This window comes from Aquitalea pelogenes, from assembly GCF_001515305.1.
In the GTDB taxonomy this organism is placed as follows: domain Bacteria; phylum Pseudomonadota; class Gammaproteobacteria; order Burkholderiales; family Chromobacteriaceae; genus Aquitalea; species Aquitalea pelogenes.
Genome location: NZ_LNQV01000023.1, coordinates 26,527 through 50,103, shown reverse-complemented (window position 1 = coordinate 50,103; position 23,577 = coordinate 26,527). Strand labels below are relative to the sequence as shown.

Annotated in this window: 19 protein-coding genes; 4 read left to right on the top strand and 15 right to left on the bottom strand. The window is 57.4% G+C overall.

Annotated elements, in window-relative coordinates; translation table 11 throughout:
* The 10 genes from AWT75_RS11475 to AWT75_RS11445 form a co-directional block, all read right to left on the bottom strand.
* Complete coding sequence (locus tag AWT75_RS11475) at positions 1-3,180, bottom strand: efflux RND transporter permease subunit (protein WP_062789213.1); 3,180 nt, start codon at positions 3,178-3,180, stop codon at positions 1-3.
* Positions 3,177-4,688, bottom strand: coding sequence for an efflux RND transporter periplasmic adaptor subunit (locus tag AWT75_RS11470; protein WP_062789212.1), 1,512 nt, complete (start codon positions 4,686-4,688; stop codon positions 3,177-3,179). The genes AWT75_RS11475 and AWT75_RS11470 overlap by 4 nt, the downstream gene beginning before the upstream one ends.
* A complete protein-coding gene (locus AWT75_RS11465) occupies positions 4,685-5,746 on the bottom strand; it encodes a TolC family protein (protein ID WP_204377000.1) in 1,062 nt (353 codons plus the stop codon). The genes AWT75_RS11470 and AWT75_RS11465 overlap by 4 nt, the downstream gene beginning before the upstream one ends.
* Positions 5,677-5,928, bottom strand: coding sequence for a hypothetical protein (locus tag AWT75_RS22180; protein ID WP_204376998.1), 252 nt, complete (start codon positions 5,926-5,928; stop codon positions 5,677-5,679). The genes AWT75_RS11465 and AWT75_RS22180 overlap by 70 nt, the downstream gene beginning before the upstream one ends.
* Positions 5,929-6,018: 90 nt before the next feature.
* Positions 6,019-6,390, bottom strand: coding sequence for a hypothetical protein (locus tag AWT75_RS11460; RefSeq protein WP_062789211.1), 372 nt, complete (start codon positions 6,388-6,390; stop codon positions 6,019-6,021).
* 189 nt (positions 6,391-6,579) lie between these two features.
* Positions 6,580-6,888 (bottom strand): H-NS histone family protein, encoded by a 309-nt coding sequence (locus tag AWT75_RS11455; protein WP_062789231.1) that lies wholly within the window; start codon positions 6,886-6,888, stop codon positions 6,580-6,582.
* A gap of 117 nt (positions 6,889-7,005) precedes the next feature.
* Positions 7,006-7,662 carry an inovirus Gp2 family protein gene (locus AWT75_RS11450; RefSeq protein ID WP_062789230.1) on the bottom strand — a complete coding sequence of 219 codons (657 nt, stop codon included), beginning with the start codon at positions 7,660-7,662 and terminating at the stop codon, positions 7,006-7,008.
* A 502-nt stretch (positions 7,663-8,164) separates the two neighbouring features.
* Positions 8,165-9,904 carry a DUF3987 domain-containing protein gene (locus tag AWT75_RS20900; RefSeq protein ID WP_082696064.1) on the bottom strand — a complete coding sequence of 580 codons (1,740 nt, stop codon included), beginning with the start codon at positions 9,902-9,904 and terminating at the stop codon, positions 8,165-8,167.
* Positions 9,897-10,655, bottom strand: a complete 759-nt coding sequence (locus AWT75_RS22175) for a hypothetical protein (protein WP_204376996.1) — start codon at positions 10,653-10,655, stop codon at positions 9,897-9,899. The genes AWT75_RS20900 and AWT75_RS22175 overlap by 8 nt, the downstream gene beginning before the upstream one ends.
* Before the next feature lie 174 nt (positions 10,656-10,829).
* Positions 10,830-12,173 carry a tyrosine-type recombinase/integrase gene (locus tag AWT75_RS11445; RefSeq protein WP_062789210.1) on the bottom strand — a complete coding sequence of 448 codons (1,344 nt, stop codon included), beginning with the start codon at positions 12,171-12,173 and terminating at the stop codon, positions 10,830-10,832.
* A 654-nt stretch (positions 12,174-12,827) separates the two neighbouring features.
* Between AWT75_RS11445 and AWT75_RS11440 the strand changes: the two genes are divergently transcribed.
* The 4 genes from AWT75_RS11440 to AWT75_RS11430 all read left to right on the top strand — a co-directional run bounded on the left by AWT75_RS11440 (position 12,828) and on the right by AWT75_RS11430 (position 16,605).
* Positions 12,828-14,438 carry a methyl-accepting chemotaxis protein gene (locus AWT75_RS11440; protein WP_082696063.1) on the top strand — a complete coding sequence of 537 codons (1,611 nt, stop codon included), beginning with the start codon at positions 12,828-12,830 and terminating at the stop codon, positions 14,436-14,438.
* Positions 14,439-14,547: 109 nt separating this feature from the next.
* Positions 14,548-15,465, top strand: coding sequence for an HD-GYP domain-containing protein (locus AWT75_RS22870; RefSeq protein ID WP_239689558.1), 918 nt, complete (start codon positions 14,548-14,550; stop codon positions 15,463-15,465).
* Positions 15,366-15,815: an HD-GYP domain-containing protein gene (locus AWT75_RS22865; RefSeq protein ID WP_338021300.1), complete on the top strand. Its 450-nt coding sequence runs from the start codon at positions 15,366-15,368 to the stop codon at positions 15,813-15,815. The genes AWT75_RS22870 and AWT75_RS22865 overlap by 100 nt, the downstream gene beginning before the upstream one ends.
* A gap of 88 nt (positions 15,816-15,903) precedes the next feature.
* Positions 15,904-16,605 carry a S4 domain-containing protein gene (locus AWT75_RS11430; protein WP_062789208.1) on the top strand — a complete coding sequence of 234 codons (702 nt, stop codon included), beginning with the start codon at positions 15,904-15,906 and terminating at the stop codon, positions 16,603-16,605.
* A gap of 1 nt (position 16,606) precedes the next feature.
* Here AWT75_RS11430 and AWT75_RS11425 read toward each other — a convergent pair whose 3' ends face one another.
* The 5 genes from AWT75_RS11425 to AWT75_RS11405 all read right to left on the bottom strand — a co-directional run bounded on the left by AWT75_RS11425 (position 16,607) and on the right by AWT75_RS11405 (position 23,571).
* Positions 16,607-17,260 carry a HugZ family pyridoxamine 5'-phosphate oxidase gene (locus tag AWT75_RS11425; protein ID WP_062789207.1) on the bottom strand — a complete coding sequence of 218 codons (654 nt, stop codon included), beginning with the start codon at positions 17,258-17,260 and terminating at the stop codon, positions 16,607-16,609.
* A gap of 104 nt (positions 17,261-17,364) precedes the next feature.
* Entirely contained in the window at positions 17,365-20,304 is a 2,940-nt protein-coding gene (locus tag AWT75_RS11420; RefSeq protein ID WP_161937746.1) for a bifunctional diguanylate cyclase/phosphodiesterase, read from the bottom strand.
* Between the two features lie 166 nt (positions 20,305-20,470).
* Positions 20,471-21,475, bottom strand: coding sequence for a substrate-binding domain-containing protein (locus tag AWT75_RS11415; protein WP_062789205.1), 1,005 nt, complete (start codon positions 21,473-21,475; stop codon positions 20,471-20,473).
* A 140-nt stretch (positions 21,476-21,615) separates the two neighbouring features.
* A complete protein-coding gene (gene rbsB, locus AWT75_RS11410) occupies positions 21,616-22,557 on the bottom strand; it encodes a ribose ABC transporter substrate-binding protein RbsB (protein WP_045846902.1) in 942 nt (313 codons plus the stop codon).
* Positions 22,558-22,632: 75 nt separating this feature from the next.
* A complete protein-coding gene (locus tag AWT75_RS11405) occupies positions 22,633-23,571 on the bottom strand; it encodes an ABC transporter permease (RefSeq protein WP_045846901.1) in 939 nt (312 codons plus the stop codon).
* Positions 23,572-23,577: the final 6 nt, after the last annotated feature.

Genomic DNA, 23,577 nt, shown 5'->3' with positions numbered 1-23,577 from the left:
TTATTTCTCCTGGATAGGTTGGCGAATACGGGTTGATTCAGGCTGTGCCTGAGTTTGCTGCTTGTTGGCACGCATCAATCGATACGCAGCCGGAATCACGAACATCGATAACAGTGGTGCAGTAATCATGCCGCCGACCATCGGTGCGGCGATGCGGCTCATCACCTCGGAGCCCGTGCCGGAGCCGAGCAGAATCGGCAGCAGGCCGGCCAGGATCACCGCTACTGTCATCGCCTTGGGACGAACGCGTAATACCGCCCCCTGCCGGATCGCCTGATCGAGCATGTGCACATCCAAGATGAGTCCATGCTCCTGTCGCTCGGCCGCTGCCTGTTTCAGGTACAGCAGCATCACAACTCCGAATTCTGCAGACACCCCGGCCAGCGCAATGAAGCCGACGCCGGTCGCCACCGACAGGTTGTACCCCGCCAGGTACAGGAACCACACCCCGCCTACCAGCGCAAACGGCAGGGTCGCCATGATCAGTGCCGCCTCGTCCAGTCGACGGAAGGTCAGGTAAAGCAGCACAAAGATGATCACCAGCGTCGCCGGTACCACCAACTTCAGCCGGGCGTTGGCCCGTTCCAGGTACTCGAACTGCCCCGAGTAGGCGAGACTGATACCAGGCTCCAATTTCACCTGCCGGGCAATCTCGGTACGCAGATCGGCAACGACGGAGGCCAGATCACGGCCACGCACGTCGACGTATACCCAGCCCGACGGACGGGCGTTCTCGCTCTTCAACATTGGGGGGCCATCGTTGATGCGGATGGTGGCTACGGTCCCCAGTGTGATCTGCTGCCCCATGTCAGTCAGGATCGGCAGGTTGCGCAATCCTTCCAACGAGTCACGGATCTCGCGTGGGTAGCGCACGTTGATCGGGTAGCGCGCCCGTCCCTCAATGGTTTCACCGATGTTTTCGCCACCGATTGACGACGACACCACGGCCTGCACGTCGGCGATGTTGAGGCCATAGCGTGCGGCGGCGGCCCGGTCGATATCTACGTCGATGTAGCGCCCGCCGGTCAGCCGTTCTGCCAGCGCGGAGCTGACTCCGGGGACGCCCTTGGCCACCCGTTCGACCTGCTGCGCCACCTTGTCGATGGCGGCCAGATCGGTGCCCGACACCTTGACCCCGATCGGGCTCTTGATGCCGGTAGCCAGCATGTCGATGCGGTTGCGGATCGGCGGTACCCATATGTTGGACAACCCCGGCACTTTGACCACCCGGTCCAACTCGTCGACCAGTTTTTCCGGGGTCATGCCCGGTCGCCATGCGGCGCGCGGTTTGAACTGGATGGTGGTCTCGAACATCTCGATCGGCGCCGGATCAGTGGCGCTCTCGGCGCGGCCCGCCTTGCCGAAGACGCTTGCCACTTCGGGCACCGTCTTGATCAGTCGGTCGGTCTGCTGCAGCAACTCGGCTGCCTTGGCGGCCGAAAGCCCCGGCAACGCTGACGGCATATACAACAGGTCCCCCTCGTCCAGTGGTGGCATGAACTCGCCACCGAGCCGGCTGACTGGCCACAGGGTGGTCAGCAACGCCAGACCCGCAATGACCAGCGTCGTTTTCGGTCGGCGTAGCACCGCATCCAGCAAGGGACGATAGCAATGGATCAGCCAACGATTGAGCGGGTTCTGATGTTCATCGGGGATACGACCGCGAATCCAGTAGCCCATCAGGATCGGGATCAACGTCACCGACAAGCCGGCTGCCGCAGCCATCGCGTAGGTCTTGGTGAACGCCAGCGGCCCGAATAGTCGGCCCTCCTGCGCCTGCAGCGTGAACACAGGAATGAAAGACAACGTGATGATCAACAGAGAGAAGAACAGCGCCGGGCCAACCTCGGCCGCCGCCTCGGTCATCACACGCCAATGTGTTTCTCCCTCCAGCGTTTCACCCGGATGCTTGTGGCGCCAGGTTTCAATGTGCTTGTGCGCGTTCTCGATCATCACCACCGCCGCATCGACCATGGCACCGATGGCAATTGCGATACCGCCGAGCGACATGATGTTGGCGTTGACGCCTTGCTCCCGCATCACGATGAAGGCGATCAGGATGCCCAGCGGTAGCGATACGATCGCTACCAGTGCCGAGCGCAGGTGCCACAGGAACACCGCACACACCACTGCCACCACGATGAACTCCTCAATCAGCTTGTCTTTGAGGTTGTCCACGGCACGGTCAATCAGTTGGCTACGGTCATAGGTTGGCACGATCTCCACCCCAGCCGGCAGGCTGGACTTGAGTTCGGCCAGCTTGGCTTTGACGGCCGCGATGGTCTCGTGCGCGTTCTTGCCGGAGCGCAAGATCACCACCCCGCCGACGGTCTCGCCCTGGCCGTTGAGCTCACCGATGCCGCGCCGCATTTCCGGCCCGAGCTGGATGGTAGCGACGTCGCCTAGCTTGACCGGAACGCCAGCAGCTGAGGTGGTCAGCGGGATGGCGCGGAAGTCATCCAGCGTCTTCAGATAGCCGGAGGCGCGCACCATGTATTCGGTCTCGGCCAGTTCCAACACCGAACCGCCGGTTTCCTGGTTGGCCAGCCGGATCGCCGCGACCACCTTGCTCTGCGGGATGCGGTAAGCCTCCAGCTTCACCGGATCGAGCACCACCTGGTACTGTTTGACCATGCCGCCGACGGTAGCGACCTCGGACACATTGGGCAGGCTCTTCAGCTCGAACTTGAGGAACCAGTCTTGCAAGCTGCGCAGCTGGGCGAGGTCGTGCCGGCCGCTCTTGTCCACCAGCGCGTACTCGTAGACCCAGCCGACACCGGTCGCGTCCGGGCCCAACGACGCCTTCGCGGCAGCGGGCAGCCGGCCCTGCACCTGGTTCAGGTACTCCAGCACGCGCGAGCGCGCCCAGTAGAGATCGGTCCCGTCCTCGAACAGCACATAGACGAAGGAATCGCCAAAGAACGAGTAAGCTCGCACAGTCTTGGCGCCCGGTACTGACAGCATGGTGGTCGCCAGAGGATAGGTCACTTGGTTCTCGACGATCTGCGGCGCCTGCCCCGGGTAGCTGGTGCGGATGATGACCTGCACATCGGACAGGTCGGGTAGCGCATCAAGCGGGGTGGTTTTGACCGCCCACACTCCCCAGACCGCCACGAACAGCGTGGCAAGTACCACCAGGAAGCGGTTGGCGACCGACCAGCGGATGAGTTTCTCGATCATTGCCCACCTCCGGTCTTACCGAGTTGCTGCACCACGTAGTCACTGCCGTTCTGGCTGAAGCCGAACGAGACACTGTCACCCGGTTTCAGACCGGCGGCTAGCTCGGGTTTGGCGAGCTTGAAGGTCATGGTCATCGCCCCCCAGCCGAGTGTGGCAACCGGCCCGTGTGAAATGGTGATCTCACCGGCCTGGATGGCCTCCACCTTGCCAATCGCCTGGCTGAGCGTGGCAGCTTTGTCGCGGGATAGCTGAGGAGCTGTCGTGGTGGACGCCGCGCCTCCGTCCAGCCGTGCTAGCACACCCTTGAGGCTCGCTTCGGAGTCAATCAGGAACTGGCCGGAGGCCACCACTTTTTGCCCCGCCTCCAGCCCCTTGAGTATGACGGTCTTGCCGCCGGATTCCTGGCCAATCTGCACCTCGACCGGCTGGTAATGCCCACCGTCGGCGGCGAGTAGCACCACCGTGCGTGTACCGGTACGAATAATGGCTTCGGAAGGCACCATGATCGCCGGTTTGCCCGTTCCCGTCTCGAGACGCACCTGGGCGAACATGCCCGGCTTGAGCCGGCCGTCACGGTTGGGTAGCTCGATGCGGATGCGCAGGGTCCGGCTATCGGCGTTGGTTTGCGGCAGCACCGCGATGACCTTGCCCTTGAAGGTCTCGCCCGGGTAGGCCGTCAACTGGGCCGCCAAGGGCTGGCCGGTGCGGACACGACCGGCCTGGGCTTCGGGAATGGCCGCCTCCAGCCACACGGTACCCAGGCCGTTGATCTTGGCCAGCGTCATGCCCATGCCGACAGTCATGCCGCTACGCACGTCCAACTCCTGAATGACGCCGCCGACCGGGGTCGAAATGGTCACGACGGAGTGCGGTACGCCAGTCTGCTCGACACGCTCGATCAGAGACTCCGGCATCCCCGTCAGGCGCAGGCGCTCTCGGGCCGCATTGGCAAGCGCCTTGTCGCCCGTTTTGAGCATGGCCAGGTATTCCTGCTGGGCGCCGGCCCACTCCGGCACCAGCAGATCAGCGATGGGGGCGCCGGCCGGAACCACATCGCCCGGGGCACGGGCATACACTCTTTGCACGAAGCCGGTGCTACGGGCCTGGACGATGGCCACTTCCCGCTCATTGAACATCACGCTCGCAGCCGCTTCGATCGGTTCCGTCAGTGTCCTGGATTTGGCCGTAGCGAGCCGGATACCCAGGTTCTGCACCACGCCGGGATCGATCCTGACGCCGGCCGTCTCGCCGCCCTCGTCGGCGTACTTGGGCACCAGCTGCATGTCCATGAAAGGCGACTTGCCCGGCTTGTCGAAGTGCTGGTTCGGCATCATCGGGTCATACCAGTACAACACTTTACGGCCGTCTTTCGTAGCGCCGGCCGCCGTGGCAGCCGGGTTTGCCGTGTGGTCGGTTTGGCCATGTCGGGCCAGCCAGTAGCCCCCGCCGCCGCTTGCCAGCGCCACGGCCACCACCAGGGCGACGAGTTTGCATTGCTGCTTGTTCATTGTGCGTTCTCCCCATAAGCGAAGTAGAGCCTGGCGGCGGTGCTGACACGCTGGTTATCCAGCTCGATGAGTTTGAAGCGTTGCTCGATCAGATCGCGACGCGCGGAGAGAACGGTCGTCAGATCAGCCTTGCCCGCCTTGTAACTGGCCGTGGTCAGGTCAACCTTCTGCAGGGCCAGAGGGAACCACTCCTGGCGAACACGAGCTGCTTGGCGTTCCAGTGCGGCGTAATTGGCCAAGTCACTGTCCAGTTCGTTGGCATGATCGCGCAGCATCGCTTCGCGTTCGGCATCGATCTTGGCCAGTTCCTGCTGCTTGGCCGCGATGTTCGGGTCTTGGCGTGTCTTGGTGAAAAGCGGCAGGTCAAAGGTGAACTGCAGCGATACCATGTCGCCGAATTGGGGTGCGCGACGCTGGTAAGCCAGTTCCATGCCCCAGTCCGGTTTTTTCATTGCGACCGCTTCGCGCACTTCGGCCTCGGCCTTGTGTGTCGCCGCGCCGAAGGCCGCAATTTCCGGGTGATGGTGCAGGTGCTGGCGCAAGGTGCCGGCATCGAGGTTGAACGCCGGAGGGTCGCCCGCCAGCGGTTCATCGGCCGCGGGGCCGATCAGGCGGCGCAGCTCGGCATTCGCCTTGGCCAGATCGCGCACCAAGTCATCGTGCCGGTCGGCCAGTTGGGCGGCTTCCTGCTTCGGCATCACCGCATCGGCGGGCTGGGCGCGGCCTGACGCAATCTGCGCCCGAACCGCCGTGGCAAGCAGCCGGTTCTCCCGCTCGAGGTCATCAAACAGCGCCAGCTTGCGTTCCTGGGCGTAACGGTTGAGCCAGGCGAGTGCGACCTCGCGGCGCACCTTGAGGCGAGCCACCCGGCTTTGCGCTTCGGCCACCTCGATCTCGGCCGAGGCCGCCTCAACCCGCGCCCGGCGCTTGTCGGCGTTGGGAAACTCCTGCATCACGCCGACCTTCTGCATGGTCATGAAGTCCCGCTTCAGGTGCCCGGCATCCATGCCAGACACGGGGTAATTGTCGATGCCGACGAACAGCTTGGGATCCGGCAAGGCACGGCCGGAATCGCGGCGGATTGGGCGGCATTGATTTGCGCGCGTTGGGCGGCGAGCGCCGGCGCACCGCTTTCGGCTTGATCGAGTGCCGCGTTAAACGTGAGCGGCGCGGCCTGGGCAAGGCCGACCAACCCTACCAGCGATAGCTGCAGGGGAAATCGCATCAAACGAATGGACATGTTCTAACTCCATGGAGTGACCCGTGCGCCACAGCGCACGACAGCAGCCCAAGCGAGGGGAATCGCGTGGGTTCGGGGCGTCAAACGGAGTTAGAGCTGAGGGGGGCGCCACAACCCGGACGGGTCATGGGAAAGCATTACGGTGTCGGGATGAACGGCAATCACCGGGGTAGCCGGTAGCGTCAGGAAGGCGACGTAAGCGAGAGCGGGCGAATAGGCTTGACCGAGCTGGCAGTCCTGCCCGAACTTGCACGGGCTCGACGATTTGGCTTTCGACGACGAGTCCGGATTAGTGGCCTCTTCCATCTGACAACAATTGCGGTCAGACGACATATCCATGCGGTGGGTCATGTCAGACTGCATGGGACAAGGAGACGTTTGCGGCATGGCGAGCGCCGGCGTTCCCAGAAACGGGATCGCCAGCATCAGCAGAAAGGTGAGAACCAGCCGCAGCAATTTCATGGGGGTGAAGTATAAGTGAAAGGGACTTGGAAAGAAAAGCCCTCTCCGAACAGGACCTGTCTGAATTTTTGTGTCAGCTTGTTTGCTGCAGTTTGCCTAGTACAATGACAATATTCGCCCCAAAATAAAGCTTGAAATAAGAAAAGCGCTACATGTGTAGCGCTTTTTCTATGCCTGCAATTTGTCAGATCAGATAGTCAAATCTTCCAAGCTAAAGCCCTCATCCAACAAGGCCTGCACCCATACCGGCTTGCGACCACGACCAGTCCAAGTCTGAGACTCATCATTCGGGTTTTTGTACTTGGCTTCTACTGGCTTACGTACAGTAGTTGTAGCTTTACTGAGCACATCATCAAGGCTCAGGCCATACGACTTAGCCAGTTCCAGGATCTGCTTCTTGGCATTAGCCTTCTCTTCTGTCTCACGACGGCTAATTTCAGCATCAACGGCCTTTAGCAGTTCCTGCAGTTCAGTAAAGCTCTTAGCTTGCAATTCCATGATCATTATTCTCTACTCAAAAATTCATCAATGTAGCTAGGCTAGACCAGCCATGGTAATAAATCAAATTTAAAAGTAGATGACATCACTTACATGAAGAGTTGCAAGCCAGCTTGTCTACCGCTGGCTATAGCCAAATGCATGCAAGCCATTACCAAAGTATTTAGTTGCCACTTTGGTCAGATAGCTGGCTCTATAGAAGAAATCTCCCCAGGTGCAGGGATCATTCCGTAACAGGCAGTAGCTAGACTGACGAGGAATTTCAACTAGGCCAGCTACCTGCTCCACACTGACCCTCAACGCACTAGCCAATGCCCCTTCCAGTCTGTTGAAGATATTTTCCCTACCTTGCTCATACTTGCCTACGGTGCAGTAGGCATCGTTATTCAGCAGGAATACCAAGTGGTAATGAGGCTTACCATCATGTCCTACTTCCCGTGCCCATGCATAACGCACGACACAGGGATGGCTTCTGCCATAGTTAGCAGCAGATACTTTACGTGCATGGTTGATCTTTGCAATGAATGAAGCAAGAAAGCGCTGAATGACTTCATTGCTATTATAGATTTCATAGCTCATCAAATCATCAGGAAATCTGATATCTACCCTGAATGCAAAGACCCTATTGTAATCAGCAAGTGCAGCATGCATCGCTTGCTGCAATCCAGCTAGGTATTCAGTGATGAGCGGCCCTTTGTCCGTCATGACAGGCAGATTGTTGAAGTGTGGTTGGTAAAATAGGGTCTGGTTGGTATTTGCAGCATTACGGATCATTTTAAGCTCCAAGTGGTAGGTTTCATAACCTGAACACTTGAAGTATTTTTTTACTTACTGTACTAGCCAATTGGCACGTCACATTACGTGCCTATACTAGCCAGTTAGCAAGCTCATACCTGTGCTAGGGCACCGCATGCTTAACTACAGATACATAACTAGCTTTATATTACCAATACCTACATCACGTAACTAGAAAATCTATTAGCAAGCCTATTAAATTTACTATATACAATTGAAATTCAAGTCGTAAATACATTTTTTCAACTCCACTAAAATATTAAATCAATTCAAATATTAAAAATTCACTTGTCATTTTGATGTATTTAGTGGAGCTACCAAGAAGCCCATGAGAGTAAAGATTGCCTGCATTTCCATCTCTAACTCAGACTTCCACATGACTACACTACTACTGTAGCTATGTAGTGATTTAAAGTAACTCATCATTTGATGGATTTTGTTTAAAATTAACATTGCACAAAGCATTTGTGCAAATTAAATATCATTGAGAATTGTTCTTAACAAATTCTACATCTACAGTAATGTTTCCCAAGCATTCCTTAGTAGCCTTCTCTTGTAGTTCCTTTTGAACATATGAAAGATCATTGCTGTTAACAGCACCGTTTACAGTAACTACAGAAGGTTTCGTAACTTGTTGCTGATCATTTTCTTGATAATTAAAAGTGCGTAGATGCTGATCTAAAATTGGCGTAGAACTAGGAACTGGTCCACTACCATATGGAACGGGAGGTCTACTGGGGTAGAGGTCACTTAACCCATACACATCAATAATAGAATGGATACTTTGCTCATGAAACGGATATAAAACAATTAATGCCCCCTTCTTTCCGGACAGGACATTAATTACCCTACGAGATTCCAATATATTTATTGCCTCTGTTAATTCCGCAGCCTTCCCTTTAAATCCTGCATAATTTTGCAAATCCCTAAAGCTATAAATTCCATTCTTTAGCGTGGGATATGTGTATCGTGACCACGATGCCTTTTCCAGCCAATCATTTAACTTTTTTGCAAATCGCTCCCCAGCTGAAATATCTGATCTCAGATATTTGGAGAAAATATTTTCGTAATTTACCGCATACCAAGAACACAAATCAATCGCATTTTTTACATGGTCTTCAATTATTTCATTTTCATTGCAAAAATACTGAAACAATGCGGCAATTCTGGATGCATGCTGAACCAGCCTACGATAGAATGTTTCAATCTCTACAGGCACATGCTTTTCTTTTATTATATTGTTTATTTTTTGCTGAAATTCTTCAAATTGCAATTTTGATTTTCTTGAGAATTCCAAACAGATTCTATCTCTAAAATCAACATCACCTTTTCTTAGTATTTCGTAAATTCTATTATTAAATTTAATTAAACACGGTTCTGGAATTTCATCAATAATACTTGCTGCCTCTTGTGGAATTTCATGACCACCCTGAAATGAAACCAAAAACCTGGAAAGCAACCCTGAGCTAAATGCCTTCTTACCACGCAGATCCATAAATTCATGAAATGGATCTGATTGAGTCATTATGGAAATTGTCAATCTCGGGTGATACGGTTTCCTATCGCCTTTAATAAGGCCCATCGCTTGATCTTCACCACTCCAGAAACTACTTAAAATGCCAGGTTGGCCAAAAGCCTCACTCAATACCAAATGACCAGCCTCTGGTGAAATAATAGCAGCAACTCCATCACTAACCAGAGCTTCATGTAACTTTTGGGAGGTTATTTGAGCATAGCAAATAGTTTTTTGCTTACCTTGGATTGGCTTTCTCAAACCATGTGCAATCAATTCGTCATTTAATAATTTATAATCATCCGTACCACGTACTAGCTTTCTTAATTCATTTTTTATTGATACACCTTCATTCTTCCAAGCCCCCGTCTGAGCATCCAGTAAAATCTTGTCTACTGTGACACTCTGATTGTACTCCTCTTCAAATTTTGCAACTCCCCTAAAAAAACGCTCATTTGCAATTGATTTCCCACGACTCGCATTACTAACTACCCATAAAAACAAACCACATGATGCAGCAGGAAAGTTCGGAAATTTAACATTAATTTTTCCTTGGCACGCTGTGGATATTGCAGAAAGTGCAGCATGCGCAGCAAGATCCATAGGAATCTTTAAATTATTGGCAACTTCTTTAACAGCATCAGAAATAAGTGGGGGTAGGAAATCAACTGGATATGGCGATTCTGGGATTGAATTTTGATTAGCCATTATTTTTCCTTAGTGCAAGCTCAACAGCATTTAATGGCCAAGCAAGCCTTCTATTGGAAAGTTTAATCGGCCTAACCCCGCAATAATTCTCGTTTATGCTATAAGCCTTCAATATCGTCTGAGGCATTACGTTTAATCCGTTAGCAAACTCTTCTGTTGTAAGATGCTGTCTATATGGATTAATTTTTAACTTTCCCACATCACTATCAGAGGAAATAGAAACTAATGCAGTAGCACTTGCATGTTGTTGTTTATTAATTTTCCGATCTATTAGATCTAGTTTTTTAATTATAACGTCCAACGGCTCTTTTGCTTGTGAAGCATATTCCGCTATTTCAAAGGGGACCGGCGCATTAATAGAACCTAATGAATTTTTGAAAATACTGATCCAGATGAATGAGCTGGAAACTGCATAGCGTTCCTGAATCTCGTCTTCGATACACCAGTTGATAAAATCGAGAGGGACCACGTGAGAAGGAGAGCTGCCCTCATCTGCGCACCAATCATTCCATTGCCGCAAGATAATGCCAGCCTCATAAAACGGAGTGTTTCCACTTCCAATAATGGGGTTCCCATCAAGACTAGTACCGCCCGTTGTAGGGATGGCTTCACAATCGCATGGAGGGTGGACTCCGGCAAGCAGCATTGCTCCCATAACGGGAGTCCAACTTTGCATATCCAAGTATTTCTGTATGGTTTTAAGGAGCTGCAGACTTGCTGTTATCTGATCTGCTGGGGATGTGTTTTGCATAAGTAAATCCTCTTGTCCATTACCATCGGTTCTACTGACGGCGACGCACATTGCGTGCGCCAACTGTAGTCAGGAACATGCCAAGAAGATTGTACTGCCGTGAGGTAAATATCTGTAAGGAAAATGTGGGAATCTGCATGCAAATACAAAGTAATCTTTGCAAATAGCATAACTTCAGTCCACTGATGACTGAAATGGGATACCTGCTTGTTCAAGCATCCAAGTTTCGATCTTGTCGTGCCACATGCGTAACAAGTCCAATGGCCTGCGCCGGTAATGCTTTTCTGCAATAGCGGACGGCTTGTGGCCTTGGATCTGAGCTACAACACCAACAGGAACTTCAACCCACTCCGAGAGTGTCCCGAACGATCGTCTCAGCCCATGAAGGGTAATGTGCGGTAACTCAGCAGTCTGAAGCGCTTCATTATGCGCAATCCGTGGCTCTGCAATTTTTCCATCAGCAGACGTCTTACTATGAAAAACCCAAGGCGAAGGTGCCCAAGATTTACCCATTTTCTGCAGGGTCAACAACCTGCGCTTACTTGGTAGCGTTTCATTGTATTCTTTCAAGATCATCAATAGTCGCGCAAGGTAAGGTGTAAGCGGTATTGTTCTTCCCCCAGTGCCTTCCACTTTGTCATCAAGTACAAGTTGCCGCCAACGAAAATCCACATCCTCCCAGCGTAGCCCGGCTAACTCTTCACGTCTTGCACCTGTAATCAACAAGCCTTGCAAATAGGTACTGATAACAGGATTGGGATGGCTTCTAACGGCACGGAACCAAGCAGCTAGCTGCTCTCGCTGCAAACAATCCACTTTCATTTTTGGCTTGGGTAAATGTTCTCGTATTCGCTTATTCGTGCACACTTCTGGGGATGCCAACCCTTCGTAATCAACTTGCTCTTGGCTCCAGGTAATAAAAGCTTTCAGCAATGAGAAGGCAAGCCTAGCCCTTGCAGGACGAGACTTCACTTCCACAGCAAGCCATGCATCTACAGTGTCTTTAGTAAGCTCAGAAAGACGTAAGACCATCAGAGATGCTAATGGCCCAGGCACAATCTGCCGCTTACCTTTAAGTGCCATGCGACCACCTGGCTCTGCCAGACGCATGTGGTCTTGCAGATGACGATCGGACCACTTATCTTTCCGATTGAGTAAATACTGCTCCCAAGCCTCCCTGACAAGCATATCTTGTCGCATGGACTCTGCACGCCTTGCCTCATGCTTAGCTTGCATTTCCGCACGAACTTCACGCGGATCTTTACCTTCATCCACCAATGTTCTCAGCCGCGCAGCTTCTGTTCGAGCCCTACCAAGCTCCCAGGCGCGAGCATCACCAATTGTCACCCTAATTGTCTTCCCGAAGAGGCGGGACTCAAAGATGTATGCTCTGGCACCTGTTGAGGTCACACGAAGACCAAACCCCTGCGTCTTCGCATCCCAGTAGATAGTTTGCCGCTTCTCTGGATCACATTTAAAGCTTTCGACCCGGGCTGCCGTAAAATTCTGCTTGCTCAAAATTTATCCATGTAGGCAATATGTAGGCAAATCGTATTCCATCAGATCAATGAGAGTCAATGAAGAATCAGAGAAAAAATTCAATTTTTCCATATATTTCATCAAGTTAAGAAGTGAAATCAATGTAGATCAAAACAGATCAATGATTAGTTCTACGGAATCATAATCCGCAGGTCCGGGGTTCGAGTCCCTGATTCGCCACCAGTTTCAGTAAAAGGCCAGCTCTCAGGAGTTGGCCTTTTGTTTTGCCCCTCTCATACCCTTCTTCGCTGCCACTCACCCTTTTGCTTGCCGCCCGGCACACTGCTTGTCAGCAGGCTGCTACGCCATGCACACCAATTCCATTGGAATAGTTTGTCCATTTGACAGCAAAACACTTGTGCTTTTGATCAAATATAGGCATAACTACTGCGCCTGCCCTCACCCTGCGGCTGGCATGGTGCGGCTCGTCACACCCTGAATGTAGCCAAAATCCTGATAAAAACAAAACAAGCTGGCTGCCCCGGCATGTAATGCTGCACGCGGCATGGCGAATATCCCCCACAGCAAAAATCAGAAAAGATCAAATATCATCTCTGCTGCCCATCAGCCGGAGAGGGGGGCCGCTGCCTGCAGGCAGACGGCAATCGTTGAGCATGTCCACAGGAAGGCATCATGCAAATCAAGTCCAGGCTTACCATGCTGGCCCTTGTCACCACGCTCGGTCTTTGCGTGCAAGGCGGGGTAATGGTTTACACCCAGTTCAGTCTTGGCCAGTTCATCCGGCATCTGGTGACGGGCGATCTGCCCAGCTTGCAAACCTTGGAGCGTTTTCAGACCGACACGCTGAAAATGACGGTGAACGCCCTGCTGCTGGGTGCCACCGACAATGCCAACGAATTGCAGCAACTGCCCAAGGCCATCAGTGATGCCGAGCAGGATGCCCGCAGCGCACTGCGCGCGTACCGGACCCAGGCACTGGACAGTCAGGCGCAGCAACTGTTGCAGCAGGACCAGGCCCGGCTGGACGACTATGCCAAGGCACTGAAGCCCTATCTGGAAGCGACAGAATCAGGTGACATCGTTGCGGCCAAGTCGGCGCTGCGTCAGGTGGTGCCCAGCGCCCGCGCCGTGCTGGCGGCGGGGGACGCCCACCTGCAAGCCAATTACCGGCAAGCGGCAAATCAGGCGGAACAGGCCACTGGCCTGCTGCGCTTCGTGCAGTGGCTGAGCCTGGCCACCGTGGTGCTGTGCCTGCTGGTGGTGGGCAGCATGAGCTGGTCGCTCACCCGCTCCCTGTCCCGTGCCATTCAAGGCCTGCAAAGTGCGATTACCGGCATTGCCGAATCGCTGGACTTCACCCGCCGTGCACCACAAAACAGTCAGGATGAACTGGGTGCCACCGCCAGCGCATTCAACGGGCTGATCGGCAAACTGCATGACAGCCTGCAAGCCTTGAGCGGGCAGATCAGCCAGCTGACCCAGGCCTCGGCCGGGCTGGCATCCTCGGCCGGAGAAGTTGCCGGCACCGTTGCGCGCCAGAGCGAAATTTCCGCCAGCGTGGCGGCAACCGTGCAGCAGCTGACCGTGAGCATCAATCATGTGGGCATGCAGGCGGCCGCCACCAACGAGCAGGCATTGCAAACCGGGGCGCTGGCCAATACCGGCGGCGCGGTGGTCAGCAGTACGGTGAGCGACATCCGCGATATTGCCGACACAGTGGGCACCGCCTCCAGCAGCGTGCGCCAGCTGGGCGAGCAGGCACGCTCCATTGTCGCTGCGGTCTCGGTCATCAAGGACGTGGCCGATCAGACCAATCTGTTGGCACTGAACGCAGCCATCGAGGCCGCCCGCGCCGGCGAACAGGGCCGCGGCTTTGCCGTGGTGGCCGACGAGGTGCGCAAGCTGGCCGAGCGCACCAGCAGCATGACCAACCAGATCAACACCGTCATCAACGCCATTGCCGGCAGCAACGAAGACACCGGCAAGGCCATGGCCGCCACCGAAACCCGGGTGGAAACCGGCCTGCAGCGGGCCGATGCCGCGCAAGACGCCATCGAGCGCATTGCCCACACCACCCAGGAACTGGTGCAACTGGTGGGCAGCATCACCACTGCCATCCGCGAGCAGGCCAGCGCCAGCACCGAAATTGCGGTGCAGGTAGACCACATCGCCCAGATGGCACAGCAAGCCAACGGCAATGCTTCGGCAGCCTCCGGCTCGGCGCTGGCGCTGGATGCCACTGCCCGCCGCATGCAGGAGATTGTGGCGGCCTATCGCCTGTAAGCCTGATCCAGCGCAGAAAAGCAGGTTTCGGGCCGGGTAATCTTGCATTAGATTGAACACATGGCATGCCATCTGGCTGCCATGTTTCCCGTCTTGCGAAAGTGCACCCATGTCCGCTCCCATCCTTCCCCCCGCCTGCGACGACAGCATCCATGTCGATTTGCGTGAAGTCATCCATGCCCTGTCCGACGCACTGGACCTGGTGGGGATTGATGATGTGGCACACGGCAAGCGGGTGGGCATCATGGCCTGGAATTGCGCGCTGGTCTTGCAGCGTAGCCGCCAGCAGGCTGACTTCCTGTTCGACCTGGGCCTGTTGCACGATATCGGCGTATCGTCCACCCGCACGCATCAGCATCTGGTCAGCGAATTCGACTGGGCCGGCTCGCAACAGCACTGTCAGGATGGCGCCAGCCTGCTGGCAGGCTTTGCCCCGCTCGCAGCCATGGTGGAACCGGTGCGCTACCACCACACGCCATGGCAAACCCTGTCCGGACTGGACTTGCCGCTTGAGGTGGCCGAGCAGGCCAACCTGATTTATCTGGTGGACCGGGTGGATGCCATGGCTGCGGCCTACTATCAGGGGGGTGAGTTGCTGATGCATACCGGAGCCATCCGCGAGCGCATTGCCAGCTACCGTGGCAGCCATTTTGCCCCGCAACTGGTGGATGCCTTCTTGCAGGCTTCCCGCGCGGAAGCCTTCTGGCTGCAACTGGAGCCGCGCGGCATTGCCGGCATGCTGCACGACCGGCGTGGCGAGCGCCATCCCTGCACCGCCACCACCACCCAGCTCAAGCAACTGGCCACGCTGTTTTCCCGCATCGTGGATGCCAAGAGCCCGTTCACCGCACGTCATTCGCAGGGGGTGGCCGGGCTGTCGCGCTGGCTGGCCGAACGCGCGGGCTGTCACCCGGCCGCTGCGACCAACTGGAAATTGCTGCGCTGCTGCATGACCTTGGCAAACTGCGGGTGCCGGACGAGATCCTGGACAAGCCCGGCGGGCTGGATGCGCATGAGCGCAGCCTGATCAATGCCCACAGCTTTGAAACCTACCAGATCCTGCGCCATATCAGCGGCTTCGAGGAAATTGCCTGCTGGGCGGCGTATCACCACGAAGAACCCGATGGCCATGGCTACCCCTTCCACCTGAGTGGAGCCAGCATGAGTCTGGAAGCCCGCATCCTGCGGGTGGCAGATATATTCCAGGCGCTGGCGCAGGACCGCCCCTACCGCACCGGCCTGAGCGCAGCACAAGTGCTGGCCACCTTGCAGGACTTTGTCGCGCACGGGCGCATCGACCCGGAGATTCTGGCCATTGCTGCCGGGGACATGGCTGGTGCCATGGCGGCAGCCCTGCCGGTGGCCAGTTCACACTGACCGGCTTGCCATGATTTGCCAGCCCGCCAGCGGGGGCGGATAATCGCCAGCCCCAACCCTGGGTCAACCCGAGCGGAGAATCTGCAAGATGAGTGATGAGCAACTGCGTCTGTCCAAACGCATGGTGGAACTGGGACTGTGCTCGCGTCGCGAAGCCGATGCCTTTATCGAGCAAGGCCGGGTGCGGGTGGATGGCCAGGTCGTTCAGCAACTGGGCAGCCGGGTAAGCCCGCAGCAGCGCATCGAACTGGATGCCCCGCGCATGAGCCTGGACGGGTTGAGCATCAGTCTGCTGCTGCATCGTGCTGCGGATAGCCGCTTGCCTCTGGCCGGGCTGATTACCCCGCAGCAACGCCATGCCCGGGACAACAGCGAAGTCAGCTTCAATCCGCGCCATCTGAAAGCCTTGCAACAGGCCGGGGCGCTGGACGAAAACAGCCATGGGCTGGTGGCACTCACCCTGGACAAGAAACTGGCACGCAAACTGGCGGATGCCGAACAGGAATACCTGATCCAGCTGGAAGCCGCCCCGGCGGCCGAGCTGCTGAAACAACAGTTGCAGGCCTTGCAACTGCCGGGCAAGCCACCACGCGGCCTGAAAATCAGCCGCCAGAGTGACCGCCAGCTGCGCATGGTGCTGTCAGCCGTGCAGCCCGGTCAGCCCATGGCCATCTGCCAGGCGCTGGGTTTGCAGCCGCTGGCGCTGCGCTGCATCCGCATTGGCAAACTGGGTATCGGCGACCTTCCTGCCGGGCAATGGCGCTACCTGCTGCCGATGGAGTCCTTCTGATTTACTGCGCGGCCAGGGTATCGAGCGCTGAGTCCAAGGCAGCGGCCAGTGCAGCCGGCTGGCTGATGGCCTCTGGCCAGTTGTGACGTTCATGCCCGGCGCCGCTCTGGCGCCGGTAATCCACCCCGTAAGCATCCAGCCCCAGCAGGGTGATGCCCTCTGGCACCCGGGCCTGCTGCAACAGTGCGGCCTCCTGTGCCAGCGGCAGCACATCCGGGCTCAATTCCTCCGCCTCCAGCCAACCCATGCGCCCCACGCCACCGATATAGCGCAGGCGCTGCGGCAGCAGGCGGAAGAACATGAAATCCAGTTGCAGCAAATCCTCTGCCTGCGGCTGGTAGCGCAAAAAGCGCTGTAGCAACAAGTCATCCGTCTCGATGCGCTGCGCATCGGCCAGCAAGGTCAGCCGCGCTTCGGCCTGCACATCCTCGGCACCCTTTTGCAGTACTGCCAGGCTGCAACGTCCATCGGCCAGCAGATTGCGCGTGTGTTCGGCCAGCGCGCTGATCAGCAGCAGCGGGCGGTGCTGTTCATCCAGTACATAAGGCAGCACCGTGGCATAGGGATAACCGGCCAACTGACCGGAGTGGGTGGCCAGCGTGGCATGATGCTGGGCGTGCATCAGTTGCAAGGCGGCGATGGGCGCAATTTTCACCAGTATTTCTCCTGAAACCTGCAAACAGTCATGTCGGCCATTTTATGGCAGATGACTGCGCCATGCCCGGTCATGCGCCGTCATCATCTTGCGCCAGGACAAACTCAGTGCGGGTCGACCGGCTGCTGCAGGCTTTGCACATACTCCAGCAACTGGCCAGCTGGCATGGGGCGGGCAAAATGGAAGCCTTGCATCACGCGACACCCCAGCGCCAGCAGGCGCTCGCTTTGCGCCGGTGTTTCCACGCCCTCGGCCACCACCTCCATGCCCATGTCGCGCGCCATCGACAAGGTGGCACGTACCACGGCTTCATCGTCAGTGGTGCCGGGCAAGGTGCGGACAAAGCTGCGGTCTATCTTGAGCCGGCTGATGGGGAAACGGCGCAGGCGGGACAGCGAGGAATACCCGGTGCCAAAGTCGTCCAGCGCAAAGCGGCAACCCAGAGCCACCAGTGCATGGAATACGTCCAGATGGTGGCTTTCTTCATGCATCAGCGCACCTTCGGTCAGTTCCAGTTCCAGCGCACCGTCCTTCAGCCCGTAACGCTGCATCAGGCCTTGCACATAGGGTTGCAGGTCGCTGCGCTCCAGCTGCACCGGGGAAATATTGACCGAAACCGGCAGTTGCAGGCCATGCGCCCGCCAGCTGGCCTGTTCGGCACAGGCCTGGGCCAGCACCCAGCGTCCCAGCTCGACAATCAGGCCGGAGCGCTCGGCCAGCGGAATGAATTCGCCCGGCGGCATGAAACCACGTACCGGATGCTGCCAGCGCACCAGCGCTTCGCAGCCTATGCACTGGCCGCTGACGGCATCAATCTGCGGCTGGTAGTACAACACCAGCTGGCCGGGTTCGTCTTGCAGCGCCCGGCGCAAATCACGCTCCAGTGTCAGACGTTCCAGCACCAGCACATTCATTTCCGGCGTGTAATAACGCAGGGTATCGCGCCCGGCTTCCTTGGCCGCATACATGGCCATGTCTGCGTGGCGCAGCAGGGTGTCAGGGTCCTGCCCATCCTGCGGGTACAGCGCCACGCCGATACTCACGGTGCAGCGCAGTTCATGTGCATCCACCAGCACGGCCTGATCAAACAGGGCCAGCAGCGCACTGCCCAGCGCCTCCAGCTGCGACTGATGGGTATAGGGCATCAGGATGACAAATTCGTCCCCGCCCAGACGGGCCAGCATGGCCTCTGGCGGCAGCGGTTGTTGCAAACGGCGCGCAATGTTCACCAGCAGCTGATCCCCCACCGGATGGCCCAGGCTGTCATTCACCGTCTTGAATTCATCCATGTCCAGGAACAGCACCGCCAGCTGGCCTTGCTGGCCGGCGGCGTCCAGCTCGCGGCGTGTCATGTTGAGCCAGCACGGCCGGTTGGGCAGGCCGGTCAGGCTGTCATGCAAGGCCAGATAGCTGACATTGGCCTCGGCCTTGCGGGTGGCATCCAGCTGCACTTGCAACTGCTGGTTGGCATCGGCCAGCTCGGCGGTGCGCTGCTGCACCTCCCCCTCCATCCGCCGGGTATAACCGGTGACAATCAGCAAGAAACCGCCAAACAGGCCGGTCATGGCCAGGCCCACCACAAAGGTGATCCACTCCAGCCAGCTGCGCAGACCGTCCAGGTATTCTTCGCTGGCGCGCAGGCGCAAGGCCCAGTTGCGCCCGGCAAACACAAAGCGGCTTTCCAGATGTGGCCGCTGACCGAACCAGCCACCCTTGCCGCAGTTTTGCGGGCCGGACAGACGGTGGAAACCCGGCATGCCGTCGATGTCGATCAGGCAGACTTCAATATCATGTCGCACATCGTGCTGCAGCGTGGTTTGCACGATGTCGTCCATGCGGAACAGGCTGGAAATCACCCCGCGCAATACCTGGTGCTGCATGGCATCGGCCGGGGCATACACCGCCTGATAGAGGGCAATGGCTTTTTGCTTGCCCACTTCCTGCACCAGGCGGATGGCCGGGCTGGCTTCGGCCTGACCGCTTTGCATGCTGCGGCGAATGGTGCTGGCCAGTATGGGTGAGGACAGGATATCCAGCCCCTGAGCGCGCAGATTGCGCTGCAGCGGTTCGTTGAAACGGATGGGCAGATAGGATGGCCGCTGGGGCGAAGGCTGGATGTTTCCCGCCGGATCCCGCGCCTGGATGTCACGTCCACCCAGCACATCCCGCTCGAAAGCCTTGCGCTCGGCATCATTCACCAGCGGGCTCCAGCCCAGGCTTTGCGTACCGGGCAAGCGCCCCAGCCAGGGCGAAGTCAGCTCTGCCCATTGCTCGGTCGAGGATACCGGGGCGCTGCTTTGCAATTGCTTGAGTGCCAGCATCACGTCCAGCTGCATTTCCAGACGCTTGCGCAGGGCCAGTTCGATCTGGTTGGCATCGCGGTTGAACTGGCTTTGCACCCGCAGTGCTTCCCAATGGTGAATCAGCACGCTGAGGCTGGCCATGGTGAGCGCCGTCAGCAGCATGGGCCACAGCAAGGCACGGCTGCGCGCCTGCCATTCACTGCGCGGCCGGCCAAAACGCGCCAGCATCAAGGGCAGCATGATCAGGCAGCCAAAGGTATCGCCCAGCCACCAGTTCCAGGCGTTGAACAGGGCATCGGTACGGGGCAGCACGCCCAGCATGGCCAGCAAGGGCACACTGATGCCACTGCATGCCAGGCAGGAAAGCGGAATCACCAGCAACATCAGGCGAATCACGCTGGCGGCATTATCCAGACGGTTGGGCCAGCCTATGATGCGGGTGATGAGCCAGCGCCCTGCCAGCGCCTGCAAGGTTGCGGCTGCCGGCACAATCAGCAAGGACAGGAAACCCCAGCCCTGCACGCCGGACTGCCAAGCCGCCGCCACTTGCACCAGCAAAGAGCCCAGCAGCACGCCGGGCCACAATGATCGCCCCCACAGCAGCAAGGACATCAGGGCCAGGCCGGCAGCAGGAAATACAGGTGCGGTATAGCCAGGCGGAATGGCGCTATACAGCGAGGGGATGCCGATCAGGGCATACACCACGGCCAGTCGCAAAATGGCAGGAAGTCGAACAGGCACTAGGCACCTTGCAGTTATAAATGACAGCTTGCTGACATTAGCATGATGTACCGTAAGCGTCACTTGTCATGCTCAACATCAGCCTGTACGAATAAAAAAACCAAAGCGGGCAGGTAAAAAACGACAAATCTTCCGACAATACAAGGCGATTGCTACGGTGGCGTGGCTAACGCTGAATGATGTGCGCGGCAACTGCCCGATCAGCCGGTAACGGTGTGCGGCCTTCCAGCAGGGCGAAAATCTGCGCCAGGCAGTGCTCTGCCATGCCCTGACCATCCTGCACGATGGCATCCACCGGAATGGGCAGGCAGTCGAGCAAGGGATGATCGTCAAACGTCATCAGACAGGACGGAGCTTCACGCAGATGGTGGGTCTGGCTCATGAAGGACAGCACCCCTTCAAGCAAGGTAATGGAGGCGGTGAACAAGGCTTGCGGGTAGCGCCCTTTGGCGGCATACCACTGCTGCATCATGGCAAAACCGGAAGCGCGCTGGAAATCGCGCTCCACCACCCACTCAGCCGGGGCCTGCATGCCATGCTGTTGCAGCGCCTGACGGAAACCTGCCAACCGGTCGCGGCTGGGAGAAAGCGTGGGCTGACCACCGAAATACACTACTTCCTGCACACCCTGCGCCAGCTTGCTGCCAATCAGCCGGGCCACGGTATCGGTGGCGTCAGTCACCACCGACGGAATGCCACTGCCATCGATGCGGCGGTCGACAAACACCAGCGGCAGACGGCTGGTCCATTTCTGATACAGGGCGGCATCACTGCTGCAAGGCACCACGGCCATGCCATCCACCTGACGCGCCACCAGGTGCGCCATGCCTTCGGCTTCGCGCTGCGGGTCCTCGTCACTGGTCACCAGCACCAGCTGGTGGTCACGCTCGCGGCACAGGTTTTCCATGGCCTGCGCCAGCGTGGCATGGGCCGAGTTGGTCAGGTCGGGAATCACCAGCCCGATGCTGTTGCTGCGTTTGCTGCGCAATGACCGTGCCGATTGCGAAGGGTTGAAATGGTGCTCGCGTGCTACTTTCTCCACCCGTTCCACCGTGGCTGGCGAAATGCGATAACGCTCGGCATGGCCATTGAGCACCATGCTGGCCGTGGTACGGGATACGCCGGCCAGGCTGGCAATGTCATCGATGGTGAGGCGCTTGTAGGCAGTCACGCAAGACTTTCTGTAAGGGGTTGGTCACCGGCAGCAACAACCCCCGCAGCCTTGTCAGCAGCGGGGGTTGGCTGGCTTGTAGCGATTGTATTACAAGCGGGCGGGCACAGGAAAACCCTGTACCAGCCATGGCTTCCCGCTTACTGCTTGATCAGGTTCAGCGGTACCGGAATGAACTTGTCCACGCTCTGGCCGGCTGCCAGTTTCTTGGCAGTCTGGATGCCATACTGGCCGATCAGCTCAGGCTGCTGCTGCACGGTGGCGGCCAGGGTACCGGCCTTCACCGCGGCAACGGCGTCAGCGGTGGCATCAAAGCCCACCACCACCACGTTTTTCAGACCGGCAGCCTGAATGGCCTTGAGCGCGCCCAGCGCCATTTCGTCGTTATGCGCAAACACGCCCTGGATGTCCTTGTTGCCCTGGATGATGTTTTCCATCACCGACAGGCCCTTGGCGCGGTCGAAATCTGCCGGTTGCTTGGCCAGCAGTTTCACATCAGCCTTGCCATCCACCACCTTGTGGAAGCCTTCTCCGCGCTCACGTGCTGCGGAGGAGCCGGCAATACCTTCCAGCTCGACGATACGGCCCTTGCCACCCAGTTTTTCCAGCAGGTACTCACCGGCCATCTTGCCGCCTGCCACGTTATCCGAAGCAATGTGGGCGCTGACTTCGGCACCGTTCACGCTGCGGTCCAGCGACACCACCTTGATGCCCTTGCCGGTCGCTTCCTTCACCACATTGGCCACGGCGGAGGAATCAGTCGGGTTGATCAGGATGACGTTCACCTTTTTCTGGATCAGGTCTTCCACGCTGGCCTGCTGCTTGGCCGGGTCGTCCTGGGCATCCACGGTAATCAGGTTGACGCCGTCTTTCTTGGCTTCGTCTTCAGCGCCCTTGCGCAGCGACACGAAGAAGGGGTTGTTCAAGGTGGATACGGCCAGGCCGACGGTCAGCTTGCCATCGGCGGCAGCGGCAGGTGCACTGGCGGCAGCCGGCGCAGCGCTGTCCGGACCTTGCTTGGAGCAGGCGGCAATGCCGAACACCAGCATGCTGGCCAGCAGCGGATGAAGAATGCGATTCATGGTGAGTCTCCCTGATATTGACTACGTTGCGTTAAACAGCCCTGGACAGGACTTTTGTTGATTCAAACCCTGCGTTTACTTTTTGCCGCTGCGGTCGATCAGCACCGCCAGCAAGATGACCACACCCTTGATCACCTGCTGGTAGAAGGACGATACGCCCAGCAGGTTAAGGCCATTGTTCAGCACGCCAATCAGCAACGCGCCCATCAGCGTGCCAAAAATCCAGCCGCGGCCGCCGGTCAGGCTGGTACCACCCAGCACCACGGCGGCGATGGCATCCAGCTCGTAGCCGCTACCGGCGGTGGGCTGGGCGGAATTCAGGCGCGAGGTCAGCACCACCCCGGCCATGGCTGACATGGCACCGGAAACGGTATAGACCCACAGCTTGATCTGATCCACCTTCACGCCGGACAGCCGGGCGGCTTCCTCATTGCCACCGGTGGCATACACATGGCGGCCGAACACTGTTTTCTTCAGCAGGAAGGCAAACAGGCCGAACATGATCAGCATCCACACCACCGGAATCGGCACCAGCCCGGCCACATAGCCGCCGCCCAGCATGGAGAACAGATCGCTGTTGAAACCGGTGATCGGGCTGCCGCCTGACACCACCAGCGCGAGACCGCGCAGGATGGTCATGGAAGCCAGGGTGGCGATGAACGGCGCCACCTTGCCCTTGCTCACCACCAGGCCGTTGAGCAGGCCCATCACACCACCGCCGATCACCCCCAGCAGGGTAGCCAGCATCGGGTTGACGCCGGACTGGATCAGCGTGGCAATGCCCACCGAGGACAGCGCCAGGATGGAACCCACCGACAGGTCGATGCCGCCCAGCAGGATCACCAGCGTCATGCCAAAGGCAATCAGCGCATTGATCGACACCTGGCGCATCACGTTCAGCAGGTTGGCCACGGTCAGGAAGTCCGGGCTGAGTACGGCCAGCCCCACCGACACCAGCACCAGGGCGATGAAGGGCCCCAGCTTCTGCAGGGTGGCTTTTTGTTTTGGAGTCATTATTTA

What these genes read in the sequence shown, in the direction of transcription:
- AWT75_RS11475 (WP_062789213.1), bottom strand. Translation starts at nt 3,180, where the DNA reads ATGATCGAGAAACTCATCCGCTGGTCGGTCGCCAACCGCTTCCTGGTG.
- AWT75_RS11470 (WP_062789212.1), bottom strand. Translation starts at nt 4,688, where the DNA reads ATGAACAAGCAGCAATGCAAACTCGTCGCCCTGGTGGTGGCCGTGGCG.
- AWT75_RS22180 (WP_204376998.1), bottom strand. Translation starts at nt 5,928, where the DNA reads ATGTCCATTCGTTTGATGCGATTTCCCCTGCAGCTATCGCTGGTAGGG.
- AWT75_RS11460 (WP_062789211.1), bottom strand. Translation starts at nt 6,390, where the DNA reads ATGAAATTGCTGCGGCTGGTTCTCACCTTTCTGCTGATGCTGGCGATC.
- AWT75_RS11455 (WP_062789231.1), bottom strand. Translation starts at nt 6,888, where the DNA reads ATGGAATTGCAAGCTAAGAGCTTTACTGAACTGCAGGAACTGCTAAAG.
- AWT75_RS11450 (WP_062789230.1), bottom strand. Translation starts at nt 7,662, where the DNA reads ATGATCCGTAATGCTGCAAATACCAACCAGACCCTATTTTACCAACCA.
- AWT75_RS20900 (WP_082696064.1), bottom strand. Translation starts at nt 9,904, where the DNA reads ATGGCTAATCAAAATTCAATCCCAGAATCGCCATATCCAGTTGATTTC.
- AWT75_RS22175 (WP_204376996.1), bottom strand. Translation starts at nt 10,655, where the DNA reads ATGCAAAACACATCCCCAGCAGATCAGATAACAGCAAGTCTGCAGCTC.
- AWT75_RS11440 (WP_082696063.1), top strand. Translation starts at nt 12,828, where the DNA reads ATGCAAATCAAGTCCAGGCTTACCATGCTGGCCCTTGTCACCACGCTC.
- AWT75_RS22870 (WP_239689558.1), top strand. Translation starts at nt 14,548, where the DNA reads ATGTCCGCTCCCATCCTTCCCCCCGCCTGCGACGACAGCATCCATGTC.
- AWT75_RS11430 (WP_062789208.1), top strand. Translation starts at nt 15,904, where the DNA reads ATGAGTGATGAGCAACTGCGTCTGTCCAAACGCATGGTGGAACTGGGA.
- rbsB (WP_045846902.1), bottom strand. Translation starts at nt 22,557, where the DNA reads ATGAATCGCATTCTTCATCCGCTGCTGGCCAGCATGCTGGTGTTCGGC.
- AWT75_RS11405 (WP_045846901.1), bottom strand. Translation starts at nt 23,571, where the DNA reads ATGACTCCAAAACAAAAAGCCACCCTGCAGAAGCTGGGGCCCTTCATC.